The following is a 13853-nucleotide window of genomic DNA, read 5'->3' on the forward strand; positions in this document are numbered from 1 at the left end:
TGGCCACTCGGCAACGAGACCGTGTTTATTCCAGGGCACGGTCCTGAAAGCACTTTTGGCCGAGAGCGTGTAAGCAACCCTTACGTGGGCGGCACTTGATCACTTCACCCGCCCAACGATCAACCTGCACCGTATGAACACCTCACCTGTGCGCGTGGGCTGGCGTGAGAGCCTTGCCATCATCGCCGATCGCAAAACCCTGATCATGCTGTGTTTGGGGTTCTCGGCAGGCATTCCCATTTTGTTGATCTTTTCGTCTTTGTCGTTGTGGTTGCGGGAGGCGGGCGTGGAACGCGCAACCGTGACTTTCTTCAGCTGGGCCGCGCTGGGCTACTCGTTCAAATTTGTGTGGGCGCCGTTGGTTGACCGACTCCCATTGCCTGTGCTCACGAGATGGCTGGGCTTGCGCAGGGGCTGGCTTTTGTTGTCCCAGTTGCTCGTCATGTGCGGCCTGTTCGGCTTTGGCGGTTCCTTTGTCTCCCTGCTGATATCCAAGTGGATGGCAAAGATGAGTACCGGCACTAAACTCATCGAGCAACCCCGGACACCGGACGAACGCTGGCTGATGGAAACCGTCAGTGATCTGGCCAACAAAGCCGGCATCGGCATGCCGGAAGTAGGTATTTTTCCAGCACAGCAATCGAATGCGTTTGCCACAGGTTGGAACAAGAACAACGCACTGGTAGCTGTCAGCGAAGGTCTTCTGCACCGCTTCGACAAGGAAGAAGTGCGCGCCGTCCTGGCCCATGAAATTGGCCACGTTGCCAACGGCGATATGGTCACCCTGTCCCTGGTTCAGGGTGTGCTGAACACCTTCGTGATGTTCTTTGCCCGTATTCTGGGCTCCATCATCGACAAGGCGGTGTTCAAAAATGAACGCGGCTACGGCATCGGTTACTTTGTCACCGTGATGGTATTACAGGTCATACTGGGTATTTTCGCCTCCATGATCGTCATGTGGTTTTCACGCTGGCGGGAATTCCGCGCCGACGCTGCCGGTGCGCATCTGGCCGGCCGCGGTGCGATGATTTCTGCGCTGCAACGCCTGCAGGAAGAAACCCAGGCCCATGTCCCCAACCAGATGCCCGACACACTGACCGCCTTCGGCATCTCCAGTGGCTGGAAACAGCACGCGACTCGCCTGTTCATGTCTCACCCGCCACTGGATGAGCGTATTGAAGCCCTGCGCCGGGGCGTTTGATGACGGCCAGTCCTCTCTGCCGCCTGGAAGACATACCCAACCCAGGCGGCATTGACCTGGAGATTGAGGGCGAGGCCTGCTTTGCCGTACGTCGCGGACAATCAGTACAGGTTTTTCGCAACAGTTGCCCCCATATCGGGGCGCCCCTCAACCTGATACCAGGCCAGTTTCTGGATCTGGAAAAAGAATATATTCAGTGCAGCACCCATGGTGCCCTTTTTGAAATAGACAGCGGCCTCTGTGTGGCAGGCCCCTGCCACAACCAATCTCTAAAGGCCAAATCCTGCACACTGATTAATGGCGAGGTCTACCTCGCGGACGATCTGGAAAGATCTCGTTAATCAGCGAGTTTAACCATTGAATTCACCGGCTACGCCCCCATCTATCGACTCAGGCAGCTACCCAGAACAAATCCACAGGAGATTCTTTTGGAACAATATCGAGGCACCACCATTCTTTCCGTACGTCGCAACGGCAAGGTAGTTATCGGTGGCGACGGCCAGGTGACCCTGGGCAACACCGTCATGAAAGGCAATGCGCGCAAAGTTCGTCGCTTGCACAATGATCAGGTCATCGCGGGCTTTGCCGGTGGTACAGCCGATGCCTTTACCCTGTTTGAACGCTTTGAAGCCAAACTAGAGCAGCACCGGGGTAACCTGACCCGGGCAGCGGTAGAGCTGGCCAAAGACTGGCGTTCTGACCGCATTCTGAGAAAGCTCGAGGCATTACTGGCTGTGGCCGACAAGGAGGCCTCCCTGATCATCACTGGCAACGGCGATGTGATCCAACCTGAAAATGACTTGATCGCCATCGGCTCCGGCGGGGCCTTCGCCCAGTCTGCGGCCCGAGCTCTATTGGAAAATACCGAGCTCGACGCAAAATCCATTGTCGAAAAAGGCCTGGAAATCGCTGGCGATATCTGCATCTACACAAACCACAATCGCACCATCGAAGAACTGGATTACTGATCAATGCCAAAGGTGGTACCCCCCCCCCTTGGCATTGATTGAAAAGTTATTTCCGGCCCAGCACAGACACACCAGATGATGCGGCCGGTATCAGAGAGATTTACAGCATGTCCAATATGACTCCCCGAGAAATTGTTCACGAACTGGACCGCCATATTATCGGCCAGGATGCCGCCAAACGGGCCGTGGCCATCGCCCTGCGAAATCGCTGGCGGCGCATGCAGCTTGAACCCGAGCTGCGCAACGAAGTAACCCCTAAAAATATTTTGATGATCGGCCCCACAGGGGTCGGCAAAACCGAAATCGCCCGCCGCTTGGCGCGACTGGCCAACGCCCCATTCGTCAAGGTTGAAGCGACCAAATTTACCGAGGTCGGCTATGTGGGCAAAGATGTGGAATCCATTATCCGCGACCTGGTTGAAACCTCCGTCAAACTATTGCGCGAAAGTGAAATGCACAAGGTTCAGCAACGGGCAATGGATGCTGCCGAGGAACTGGTTCTCGACGCTCTGTTGCCACCTGCCAGGGACGGGGAATCCAGTGAGGCAGAGTCCAGTACCCGCCAGGTTTTCCGCAAGAAACTGCGTCAGGGCGAACTGGATGACAAGGAGATTGAAATTGATATCAGCGCCACTCCCATGGGCGTTGAAATCATGGCGCCCCCCGGCATGGAAGAAATGACCAATCAGTTGCAAAACATGTTTTCCAATCTGGGCAAAGACAAAAAGCAGCGTAAAAAGGTCACTGTAGCCCAGGCGATGAAACAACTGACCGAAGAGCAGGCTGTAAGCATGGTCAACGAAGAGGAGCTGAAAGTTCGCGCTGTGGAATCGGCCGAACAAAACGGCATCGTCTTTATCGACGAGATCGACAAGGTCGCCAAACGCGGCGAGACCTCCGGCGCCGATGTCTCCCGTGAGGGCGTACAACGGGATCTGCTGCCACTGATTGAAGGCAGCACCGTCACCACCAAGTACGGCATGATCAAGACCGACCACATTCTGTTCATTGCCTCAGGGGCATTCCATTTTTCTAAACCCTCTGACCTGATCCCCGAGCTACAGGGCAGACTGCCCATTCGTGTGGAGCTGCAATCCCTCAGCAGCGAGGATTTTGAGCGCATTCTCACCGAACCCAACGCCTCCCTCACCGAGCAGTACAGGGAGCTACTGGCGACAGAAGCGTTAAACGTCAACTTCCAGCCGGACGGTGTTAAACGCATTGCGGAGATTGCCTTTGAGGTCAATGAGCGCACCGAGAATATTGGCGCCCGACGCCTGCACACACTGATGGAGAGGCTGCTGGAAGACATTTCTTTCGAGGCATCGGATCGGGGTGGCAAAGACGAGCCCGTGAATATTGATGCGACATTTGTTGACCAGCAGCTCACGGAAATATCCCGAGATGAAGACCTGTCTCGGTTTATTCTCTAATTCAGTACATTCTGCTCGTCAAACGTAAAGGCAAATCATTGTGTTGCCCAATAAAGTAAAAGTTGGCAAGGAAGATGGCAGCCTCACCCTGGAGTATCCGGATGGGGCATGCTTTACCATGTCGGGTGAATACCTGAGGGTTCATTCACCCAGTGCGGAGGTGAAAGGACATGGTCCCGGACAGGAAGTACTTCAACACGGCAAACAGGGTATCCAGGTCACGGGCGCCGCTGCCTCCGGCAACTACGCCCTGACACTGACATTCAGTGACGGCCATAACAGTGGCATCTTCAGCTGGGATTACCTGAGAGATCTCGCCCAAAACCATGAACAGTACTGGCAACATTACCTAGACAAGCTGACCCAATCGGGGAAATTTCGAGATGCCAACACCCAACCCGTAAAGCTAATGGACCCGCGCAGTCCAAAAAACTAGGCCTCAACGAACTTAACACTCCGTATCATTACAGTCGGAATCATCAGATTTAGCTCAACCAGCCTGTCGGTGCGCCGCTGCCAGAGCCTCTCGAAAGTCCGGGTGCGCAATATTGATAAGCTTTTCAGCCCGTTCCTTTAGACTGGCCCCGTATAAATGCGCCACACCAAACTCTGTGACCACGTAATCCACTTGGGCTCGGGATGTCACCACCCCTGCACCACTGGCCAGGTGGCTAACGATGCGCGACTGCTTGCCTGACAACGCAGTGGCTGGCAAAGCGATGATGGAACGCCCACCTTCTGACATCTGAGATCCGGTCACAAAATCCACCTGCCCACCGAAGCCCGAGTAAACCCGGTCGCCGATGGAATCAGCACACACCTGGCCACTCAAATCCACCTGGATCGCACTGTTGATGGACATCACCCGGGGATTTTTGCGAATCACTGCGGGATTGTTCACGTATTCAGTATCGAGAAAAACAACTTCGGTGTTGTCATCCACAAAGTCATACAGCGCCCGTGAACCGAGCACGAAACTGGTGACTATTTTCCCCGGATGAACGACCTTATTGCTGTTATCGACGACACCCTTCTCCATCAACGGCAAGACACCACTGGAAAACATCTCCGTATGGATACCGAGATGTCGATGACCATCAAGATGGGCTAATACCGCATCCGGGATTGCCCCAATGCCCAACTGCAGGCAATCTCCATCGCGAATCAGCTCTGCAACCAGGCGTCCAATCTGCAAATGTGTCTGGTTGGGGGTTCCCACGTCCAGACAGGGAATATCACTGTCAATTTCGACGGCGTAATCAATCGTGTCAAACGGAATAGCTGCATCACCATGGGTGCGGGGCATCTGCGGATTTATCTGTGCGATGATCGTCTTGGCCACACTGGTGGCAGCCAGCGTGGCTTCCACCGACACCCCCAGAGAGCAATTGCCGTGGCGGTCCGGCGGTGATACCTGAATCAGAGCCACATCCACCGGCTGGCGGCCATTGCGAAGCATTTTCGGTATTTCCGAGAGGAACATGGGCACATAATCCGCCTTGCCCTGATTCACCAACTCTCGCGTGCTGTGGCTGACAAAGTAGCAGCGGTTGCGCAGGTGTCCATCCAGTTCCGGCTGACAGACCGCTTCCGCGTGCTCCAGGTGCAGCTGTAACAGCTGGATATCCTTAAGATCCTTTGCTTTTACTGCCAGGGCTTCCAGCATTTTATAAGGAGTTGCCGCCATGGAGTGGCACCAGATGCGGTCTGACGAGCGTATGGGGGCAAGAGCTGCTTCAGCGGTTGCACAGATGACGGGCATAGCGTTGTTTCTCTCTGAATGTCCGGGAAGTGATCGGGACCATTCTAATCTGAATATATGTCGTTTGGATGAACCCTGCGCCTCAACGTCAATGGTAAAGGGTTGGGTTAAGGCAACAAGGATAACCCCCCATCAGAAGGCTGTTCACAGGATCTGCTTGCTGCAGGCTGACATTTCTGCAAGTTTACCATCGAGCATATTCAGAATGTGGCGGCGAACCATTACACCCTGAACCTTACTCACCTTATGCACCATGGGTTAACTCTTCGGTTTATCCAGTAACATTTGTTACGCCGGGCTCAGCGGGGCTTCATCAGGTAAGGCAAAGTATAAGCACATCACTGAGCATGCTGTCTTTAACTGAAGCTAGTCGCTGATTGGGCTGTTGTTCCCAACGGTATAGCGACATTTGACAAACTCCCACCGCAACTGGACTCAAGTACGTACGGCCGGTGACATCACTGATATAGCTTTTTCACCAATGTCGGTTGTTATCTCTCGGCAAGGGAAATATGATCAAAGACTCATAAAGTGATGAGTGCCGTTGCGCTTTCATGAAAAAATTCGATCTGCCCAGCAAGCTCCAGGTAACAGTACGTGTTGTCGGGGTGGTACTCGGCGCAGAATTTCTGGTCAGGGCGTTATATAACAGTCTGGCCCTTGAATTGAGTACGTTCCAGGCATCAACACTGAACGCCTTTGCGCTGGTGGTGATTTCCACGCCGATAATTTATTTCTGGGTTGTGAAGCCCTATGTCTGCGCATACCAGAATGCCCTGAACCAGATTGAATATATCTCCTGCCTCGACCCCCTGACCAAGCTGGCCAACCGGCGTCTCATCTCTGTGCATGTAGGAAAAACTCTGGCCAATGCTCAACGACACGATCTGCACGGCGCCCTGATGGTGATGGATCTCGACGGTTTTAAACCCATTAACGACCGGCACGGCCACGAGGCCGGTGATGCGGTACTGGTGGAAATTGCCCAACGCCTGCAGGCCATCGTGCGCACGGAAGATATCGTCGGCCGGCTGGGAGGAGATGAATTTGTCGTCGTACTCAGCAACCTGGGGAGACAATCGGATGAAGCGCTTGCTAGGTCAAAGTTCGTGGCAAAAAGACTCTTAGACGCTGTGGTAAAAACCGTCGAGTTCAACGGTGAAACATTGAGTGTCTCTGCCAGTATTGGCATCCGCTTTATTGACCTCGACCCTAACATCACAGCCGATACACTGATCAATGAAGCCGATGCCGCCATGTATCAGGCAAAAAAAGCGGGAAAGGCCCGAGCCGTTATTTTCCGGGAGCAGATACTGTTGCCGGAAATGCACACCACCACATCCTGACTGACACAATTCTGACATCACTCCATCAAAAAATTGTCACCAAACCGTTATAGGCTGGCAGAAAAGGAGCAGAGCCAGTCATGCTTAATGTCGAAAATTTTATCCAGGATCGTTACCCCGGTTTTTACCAGCGCCACCCCAAGCTGGTACGACCCATTATCCGTGTATTGCGAATGCTGTTCCGGGAACAGAGCTTCCAACAATTTGAACAGGACTATCCCTACCTACACGGCTTTGATTTCGTCGAACAAGTACTGGATTACTTCGACTTCCGCTACACCGTACGCGACCATGAACGCCATCGCATTCCCGCCCAAGGCCGGGTAGTCATTATCGCCAACCATCCTATCGGCTCCCTCGACGGACTGGCACTACTGAAGCTGGTAAGAGAAACACGGCCGGACGTGAAGGTGGTGGCCAACGAACTGTTGTTTACCATCAAGCCCCTTCACAAGCTGCTGCTGCCGGTGGATAACATGGGCGGAAACACTACCCGACAGAACCTAACAGCCATCCGTGAGCACCTGGACAACGAGGGTGCCGTGATTATCTTTCCCGCCGGGGAAGTATCCCGTTTCGGACCCCAAGGCATACGCGATGGTCAGTGGCGCAGTGGCTTTCTGCGTATGGCCATCCACAGCAAGGCACCGGTGCTGCCGGTGTTTGTGGATGGCCGGAATTCCGCACTCTTTTACAGTGTGTCACTGCTGGTAAAACCGCTCTCCACTCTGCTGCTGGTGCGGGAAATGTTTAAGCAAGCACGCAACTGCGTGGACGTACGCATCGGTGAACCGGTCAGTTACGACAGCTACCAGCGCATCAACGTGCCCTTGCGGGAAAAGACCAAACTTTTTAAACGCCACCTGTACCGCATCGGTCAGGACAAGAAGGGTATTTTTGGCACCGTCAGCGCCATTGCCCACCCGGAAAATCGTGCTCTGCTCCGGGATGAAGTCAAGTGCTGTGAACTGCTGGGTGAAACCGGTGACGGTAAGCAGATTTACCTCTACCGTTACCAGCCGGACTCCCTGATCATGCGCGAAGTGGGCAGGCTACGGGAAATTGCTTTCCGTGCTGTAGGCGAAGGCACCGGCAGCCGCCGGGATATCGACGGCTACGACCAGCACTATTTCCACCTGCTACTGTGGGACGAACAGGAACTGGAAATTGCCGGGGCCTACCGATTCTGCGACGCCACCCTGAGCCTTGAACAGATGGGTAGAGAGCAGCTCTATTCCACTGAACTGTTTCACTACACCACATCAATGAAACCCTATCTGGAGCGGGGCCTGGAACTGGGTCGCAGCTTCGTCCAACCCAAGTACTGGGGCCGACGCAGCCTCGACTACCTGTGGTACGGCATCGGTGCCTTTCTGCGCAAGAATCCCCACTACCGCTATTTGTTCGGTCCAGTGACCCTTAGCAACAGCTACCCGGAGTGGGCCATGGAGATGCTGGTGTATTTCTACAGCCGCCACTATCCCAGCCTGCAAAAACTGGTGGAGCCCATCCTGCCCTATCGCATCAGCCCCGAGCGACTGGAAGAGCTGGCGGAGAAATTCCCCGGAAAAGACCAGAAGGCAGAATTCACCCAGTTGAAGAGCGAACTGGCCCATATGAATCTGAGCGTACCCACCCTGTTCAAGCAGTACACCGAAGTCTGTGAGCTGGGCGGCGTGCAGTTTGCCGGTTTCAACATCGACCCAGCTTTTGCCAACTGTGTAGACGGTTTGATCATCGTCGACCTGGCCCGCCTCAAATCGTCGAAGCGGGAACGCTACATCGGTTGATCCATAGCTGCCTCAACGATATTGATCCCTGTCAGGAAAACCCGCTGACGAGCCTCCCGCCAAGGGACACTCCGCCAGTGTCGGTGTACAATGTCGGCCTTTATTTATCCGGCAGCCGGCAATGACTGACAACAAGACCACCCATTTCGGTTACAAAACTGTTCCCGTCCAGGAAAAGGCCGCACGCGTGGCCGATGTCTTCCACTCTGTGGCGGCAAAATATGACCTGATGAACGACCTGATGTCCGGGGGTATTCACCGCCTCTGGAAGCGATTTACCATTGAGATGTCCGGGGTCCGACCTGGTCAGCGCATCCTGGATATTGCCGGGGGCACCGGCGACCTGGCGGCCAGGTTTGCACGCCTGGTCGGTCCAGATGGCGAGGTGGTACTGGCGGATATCAACGACTCCATGTTGAAAGTAGGCCGGGACAAGCTGATGGATCACGGCGTTGCCAGCAACGTCCGCTATGCCCAGGCCGATGCCCAGTACCTGCCCTTCGGTGATAATACGTTTGATTGCATCACTATCGCCTTTGGTCTGCGCAACGTGACCGACAAGGATCTGGCCTTGCGTTCCATGCTGCGGGTGCTGAAACCAGGTGGCCGCTTGCTGGTGCTGGAGTTTTCCAAACCCACCAGCAATCTGCTCGGAAAAGCCTACGACTTCTACTCGTTTAACCTGTTACCCCGCATGGGCAAACTGGTGGCCAACGATGCTGAAAGCTATCAGTACCTGGCGGAATCCATTCGCATGCACCCGGACCAGCCAACCCTCAAGGGCATGATGCAAGAGGCAGGGTTTACCAATTGTGAATACCACAACATGACCGGCGGCATTGTTGCCCTGCACCGGGGCTTCAAACCCTGATGTTTGATTTCCTGAAACAGAACCCCCTGTCGGCTCTGCACAGCAGTGCACTGATGGCTGTGGAAACCGCCATTAACAACGCACTGGCCTACGACCCGGCCACGCTGCAGTCCATTGCCTGTCTGGCGGGCAAGGTACTCACTGTCGAATGTACGCTGCCCCCGCTGACGTTCCACATCATTCATACCGAACAGGGAATAAGCCTGATGTCCCACTATGAGGGCACGGCGGATACGACCCTGAAAGGCTCTGCACTGTCATTGGCGGCGCTGGCGGTGGACGGACAGGATCGGGTATCGTTTTATGGCACCGGGGTGGAGGTACGTGGCGACCACGACCTACTCAGGGAAATTCGCAGGATCTTTGCAAACCTCGAGGTGGACTGGGAGGCGGCCCTGGCCAAGTTGATCGGCGATGTGCCGGCACACCTCGTAGGGGAATCCCTGCGCAGCGCTGCCAACTGGCAAAAACAGGCCGCCGAGCGTGCCGGCAGTGCCGCAGCAGCTTTCAGCCAGGAAGAGGCCAAGCTCACACCCGGCCGCGCGGAAATGACGCATTTCAGTCAAAAAGTAAAACTACTGTCCGAAGATACAGACCGACTGGCAGCCCACATCAACCGGCTGAAGGTCCGTCTAGACCAACGCGATGGCGAAACAGGCTGATCATGTCCCGTATTCACCGACTCAGCACCATCCTGCGCACGGTTACCCGCTACCGTCTGGACCTGTTTTTTGACAGAGACAAATTACCCCGCAGTGCACGCCTGCTACTTGCCGGCACCCGCCTGCTGCCACAGCCTTCAGCTCCCCGGGGTGAACGGCTACGAAAAGCACTGGAAGACCTCGGCCCGATCTTCATCAAGTTTGGTCAACTACTCTCCACCCGACCTGACCTGATTCCACCCGATATCTGCAGTGAACTGGACAAGCTGCAGGACAATGTGCCGCCCTTTGACAAGGCCCACTTTGTCGCCATTGTCGAAGAGGCGCTGGGAGACAGCATTGACAATCTGTTTCTGCAGTTTGACCGCGAACCCCTGGCCTCTGCCTCAGTGGCACAGGTACATGCGGCGGTGCTTCCCAATGGCCGGGAAGTGGTGGTCAAGGCCATTCGTCCTGGTATCGAAAAAGTCATCGAACAGGACATCAAACTGCTGTTCACCATTGCTCGCTGGCTGGAAAAAAACACCATTGATGGGCGACGCATGCGCCTCATGGAAGTAGTCAGCGATTACAAAAATACCATTTTTTATGAGCTGAACCTGCAACGTGAAGGTGCCAACGCCTCACTGTTAAGACGCAATTTTGAAGGTTCTCCCCTGCTCTACGTGCCGGAAGTGTTCTGGTCTCACACCAATGAAAAAGTACTGGTGATGGAGCGTATCTACGCCACCCCGGTAACCGACGTCAGCACTCTCCAACAGCAGCAGACCAATTTCAAAACCCTGGCGGAACGTGGGGTAGAAATTTTCTTCACCCAAGTGTTTGAACACAATTTCTTTCATGCTGATATGCATCCGGGCAATATCTTTGTCGATGCCAAAAATCCGCAACAGCCCCGCTACCTGGCAGTGGACTGCGCCATCATGGGCACCCTCACTGAAGCGGACCAGTACTACCTGGCCCGTAATCTGCTGGCCATTTTCCGGCGCGACTACCAGCAAGTAGCCGAACTGCACGTCCTCTCCGGCTGGGTGCCGGAAGGTACCAATATCGGAGAATTTACCGCGGCCATCCGCACAGTTTGCGAACCCATTTTTGAACGCCCGTTGCGGGAGATATCCTTCGGACAGCTGCTGGTCAGCCTATTCCGCACCGCCCGCCGCTTTGACATGGAGGTGCAGCCCTCACTGGTGCTGTTACAAAAAACCCTGTTGAATATCGAAGGTCTGGGACGGCAGCTCTACCCCGATCTCGACCTATGGGCCACAGCCCACCCTTTCCTGGAGCGTTGGCTGAAAGAACGCTTCCAACCCAATGCACTAGTGGAGCAATTCAAGCGTCACGGTCCGGAATGGCTGGAACAATTTCCCCAGGTGCCACAATTGATTTTCCATACATTGGAACGGTTGCAGGCCAGGGAAAATGCCCCATCAACACCCCCGATATCGCGCCCGGACAACTGCAAATCACCCTGGCGACTGTGGGCTGGTGCTGCCTTGGTGGGCATCGGGCTTGGCAGCGCATTTCCTCAATGGCTGGACCAATTGCTACAGATGCCCACCGGTAGTCTGCTAATCGCCGGCGTAGGCATAGTCCTTTTACTATTCAGGTAAACACCTGAAACTCTGTATTGCCGATGCGTATTGAACTGTCATAATGGCCTCCTATGACCGACTTTCTTGATGACATTGCCTGGAATGAAGATGGCCTGCTACCGGCAGTAGCCCAGGACGCCAAATCCGGTCGTATTTTGATGGTCGCCTGGATGAACCGTGAGGCGTTGAGCCTGACGGCCAAAGAACAGCGCGCCGTGTACTGGTCTCGATCCCGGCAAAAATTGTGGCGCAAGGGTGAAGAGTCAGGCCATATGCAGGCCGTCAGTGAGATTCGCCTCGACTGCGATGGTGATGTCATTGTTCTGCAAATCGAGCAGTTGGGCGGCATAGCCTGCCACACTGGTCGAGAATCATGCTTTTATAGGGTGCTCAAAGATGGTCAGTGGCACACCGTTGACCCGGTACTGAAAGATCCCGGAGAAATCTACTCATGAACGATGTACTGGAGAAACTCACCCAGGTTCTGGAAGAACGCAAGCAGGCCTCACCCGAGGAATCCTATGTGGCCAGCCTGCACGAAAAAGGGCTAAACAAGATTCTTGAAAAAGTCGGTGAGGAAGCGGTGGAAACCATTCTTGCCGCACGGGATGTCGCTCAGGGAGCAGACGCCTCCAAACTCATCTACGAAACTGCAGATTTGTGGTTTCACTCACTGGTGATGCTTTCGCACTTGGGCGAAAATGCCGATTCGGTACTCCGTGAGCTGGAGCGCCGTTTCAATTTGTCCGGTCTGGAAGAAAAAGCCAGCCGGGGTTGACCAATTCGACTTAGGGGTAAATCTATATGGGTTTTGGCTGGCAGGAACTGTTGATTATTCTGGTGATCGTTGCTCTCATCTTCGGCACCAAAAAACTGAAGAACTTCGGCTCTGACCTTGGGGGTGCCGTTAAAGGCTTCAAGGACTCCGTGTCCAGTGACGGTGCGGATGCTGCCGGGGACAAACCCGCGGAGAATGAAACTGACGAAGTAAAAGACGCCAAAAAAGGCTCTTCGGAATGACCCTCCCCCAGGCGCACGATGGCTCACTACGAGCCGGTGACTGAGCCATGTTTGATATCGGTTTCTCCGAACTGTTACTGATTGCAGCAGTGGCCTTAGTGGTGATGGGACCACAGCGCCTGCCCCAGGCCATGCGTACCCTCGCTCTGTGGTGGGGACGTGCCCGCCAGATGTTTGGCAACCTGCGACGGGACCTTGAAAACGAAGTGGGCATGGATGACATTCGCCGCCAGCTTCACAACGAAAAAATTCTTCGAGACCTCAAAGAAAGTACCGAGGCGTTTGAACGCTCCAAGGCCACTACGTTAGAAGATATCTCTTCCAGCCCAGAAGGCAATGAAAACTCGACATCACCCAACAACAGCGAGACACCCCAGCAGGATCAGAAATGAGTAACGAGGAATTGCTCAACCAGCCCTTTGTCGACCATATCATCGAACTTCGAAATCGCCTGGTACGTTGCCTGGTAGTAATTCTGCTGATTTTCGTCGGCTTATTTGCCTTTAGCAATGATCTTTACCTCTACATTTCCGAGCCGCTACGTGTACATCTGCCGGAATCGTCCACCATGATCGCCACCGATGTGGCCTCCCCTTTCCTGACCCCCTTCAAGTTGACCATGGTGTTATCCCTATTCGCCGCCATGCCCTTTATCCTTTACCAGGTATGGGCTTTTGTCGCCCCGGGGCTATACCGAAAAGAAAAGATAATTGTGCTACCACTGTTCTTTTCCAGCGTAGCGCTCTTCTATGGCGGGATGGCATTTGCCTATTACGTAGTATTTCCACTGGTATTTATGTTCTTCACCAGTATCGGTCCCGAAGGAGTTGCGGTGATGACCGATATTCGCAGCTACCTGGATTTTGTCCTGAAACTGTTTTTTGCCTTCGGTATCAGTTTTGAAATCCCCATCGGAGTCGTCATTCTCTCCTGGGTAGGAGCGATTGAGCCCGACAAACTGGCCGGTAAACGCCCTTACGTATTTGTGGTCTGCTTCGTGTTCGGCATGCTGCTGACACCACCAGACGTGCTTTCCCAAACACTGCTGGCTGTGCCCATGTGGCTACTGTTTGAAATCGGTATTTTCTTTGGGCGGATGGTGTACAACCCGCCAGAGGAAACTGCAGACACCGAATTGGCAATGCCAAGATCTGGGGACCAAGGATCACCCAGGGTGAAGAAATAGCCCAGGCGGTTAACTACAT

At 54.3% G+C, this 13853-nt stretch carries 16 protein-coding genes; 15 read left to right on the plus strand and 1 reads right to left on the minus strand.

The features are described from left to right. Positions 1-133 precede the first annotated feature (133 nt). The 5 genes from htpX to ACYZYZ_RS08145 all read left to right on the plus strand — a co-directional run bounded on the left by htpX (position 134) and on the right by ACYZYZ_RS08145 (position 4038). Positions 134-1201 carry a protease HtpX gene (gene htpX / locus ACYZYZ_RS08125; protein ID WP_461483907.1) on the plus strand — a complete coding sequence of 356 codons (1068 nt, stop codon included), beginning with the start codon at positions 134-136 and terminating at the stop codon, positions 1199-1201. Then, on the plus strand, positions 1201-1542 hold the full coding sequence (locus tag ACYZYZ_RS08130) for a Rieske (2Fe-2S) protein (RefSeq protein ID WP_305169137.1): 342 nt from the start codon (positions 1201-1203) through the stop codon (positions 1540-1542). Before htpX ends, ACYZYZ_RS08130 begins: the two co-directional genes overlap by 1 nt. An 87-nt stretch (positions 1543-1629) precedes the next feature. Beyond that, a complete protein-coding gene (gene hslV, locus ACYZYZ_RS08135) occupies positions 1630-2169 on the plus strand; it encodes an ATP-dependent protease subunit HslV (RefSeq protein ID WP_305169138.1) in 540 nt (179 codons plus the stop codon). A 107-nt stretch (positions 2170-2276) separates the two neighbouring features. After that, entirely contained in the window at positions 2277-3602 is a 1326-nt protein-coding gene (gene hslU / locus ACYZYZ_RS08140) for an ATP-dependent protease ATPase subunit HslU (RefSeq protein ID WP_461483908.1), read from the plus strand. Positions 3603-3642: 40 nt separating this feature from the next. Continuing rightward, positions 3643-4038: a gamma-butyrobetaine hydroxylase family protein gene (locus tag ACYZYZ_RS08145; RefSeq protein ID WP_461483909.1), complete on the plus strand. Its 396-nt coding sequence runs from the start codon at positions 3643-3645 to the stop codon at positions 4036-4038. A 54-nt stretch (positions 4039-4092) separates the two neighbouring features. Here the strand turns inward: ACYZYZ_RS08145 and ACYZYZ_RS08150 are convergent, their stop codons facing one another. Then, positions 4093-5289 carry an acetyl-CoA hydrolase/transferase family protein gene (locus ACYZYZ_RS08150; RefSeq protein WP_461483910.1) on the minus strand — a complete coding sequence of 399 codons (1197 nt, stop codon included), beginning with the start codon at positions 5287-5289 and terminating at the stop codon, positions 4093-4095. A gap of 629 nt (positions 5290-5918) precedes the next feature. On the opposite strand from ACYZYZ_RS08150, the gene ACYZYZ_RS08155 reads away from it, so the two are divergent. From ACYZYZ_RS08155 to tatC, 10 genes are all read left to right on the plus strand, one after another. Further along, entirely contained in the window at positions 5919-6710 is a 792-nt protein-coding gene (locus ACYZYZ_RS08155) for a diguanylate cyclase domain-containing protein (RefSeq protein ID WP_461483911.1), read from the plus strand. 80 nt (positions 6711-6790) lie between these two features. Then, positions 6791-8500 carry a bifunctional ornithine lipid synthase OlsF gene (gene olsF, locus ACYZYZ_RS08160; protein WP_461483912.1) on the plus strand — a complete coding sequence of 570 codons (1710 nt, stop codon included), beginning with the start codon at positions 6791-6793 and terminating at the stop codon, positions 8498-8500. 121 nt (positions 8501-8621) lie between these two features. Next, positions 8622-9371: a bifunctional demethylmenaquinone methyltransferase/2-methoxy-6-polyprenyl-1,4-benzoquinol methylase UbiE gene (gene ubiE / locus ACYZYZ_RS08165; RefSeq protein WP_461483913.1), complete on the plus strand. Its 750-nt coding sequence runs from the start codon at positions 8622-8624 to the stop codon at positions 9369-9371. Further along, positions 9371-10033: a ubiquinone biosynthesis accessory factor UbiJ gene (locus ACYZYZ_RS08170; RefSeq protein ID WP_305169145.1), complete on the plus strand. Its 663-nt coding sequence runs from the start codon at positions 9371-9373 to the stop codon at positions 10031-10033. Before ubiE ends, ACYZYZ_RS08170 begins: the two co-directional genes overlap by 1 nt. Before the next feature lie 2 nt (positions 10034-10035). After that, a complete protein-coding gene (gene ubiB, locus ACYZYZ_RS08175) occupies positions 10036-11646 on the plus strand; it encodes a ubiquinone biosynthesis regulatory protein kinase UbiB (protein ID WP_461483914.1) in 1611 nt (536 codons plus the stop codon). A gap of 53 nt (positions 11647-11699) precedes the next feature. Beyond that, on the plus strand, positions 11700-12083 hold the full coding sequence (gene hisI / locus ACYZYZ_RS08180; RefSeq protein ID WP_461483915.1) for a phosphoribosyl-AMP cyclohydrolase: 384 nt from the start codon (positions 11700-11702) through the stop codon (positions 12081-12083). Beyond that, positions 12080-12406 carry a phosphoribosyl-ATP diphosphatase gene (locus ACYZYZ_RS08185; RefSeq protein ID WP_461483916.1) on the plus strand — a complete coding sequence of 109 codons (327 nt, stop codon included), beginning with the start codon at positions 12080-12082 and terminating at the stop codon, positions 12404-12406. The genes hisI and ACYZYZ_RS08185 overlap by 4 nt, the downstream gene beginning before the upstream one ends. Before the next feature lie 26 nt (positions 12407-12432). Next, positions 12433-12648: a twin-arginine translocase TatA/TatE family subunit gene (gene tatA / locus ACYZYZ_RS08190; RefSeq protein WP_461483917.1), complete on the plus strand. Its 216-nt coding sequence runs from the start codon at positions 12433-12435 to the stop codon at positions 12646-12648. A 47-nt stretch (positions 12649-12695) separates the two neighbouring features. Beyond that, positions 12696-13040 carry a Sec-independent protein translocase protein TatB gene (tatB, locus tag ACYZYZ_RS08195; RefSeq protein WP_461483918.1) on the plus strand — a complete coding sequence of 115 codons (345 nt, stop codon included), beginning with the start codon at positions 12696-12698 and terminating at the stop codon, positions 13038-13040. Beyond that, positions 13037-13834: a twin-arginine translocase subunit TatC gene (tatC, locus tag ACYZYZ_RS08200; protein ID WP_461483919.1), complete on the plus strand. Its 798-nt coding sequence runs from the start codon at positions 13037-13039 to the stop codon at positions 13832-13834. The genes tatB and tatC overlap by 4 nt, the downstream gene beginning before the upstream one ends. The last annotated feature ends 19 nt before the right edge of the window (positions 13835-13853 follow it).

Source organism: Porticoccus sp. (assembly GCA_023261185.1).
Taxonomy (GTDB): domain Bacteria; phylum Pseudomonadota; class Gammaproteobacteria; order Pseudomonadales; family Porticoccaceae; genus Porticoccus; species Porticoccus litoralis.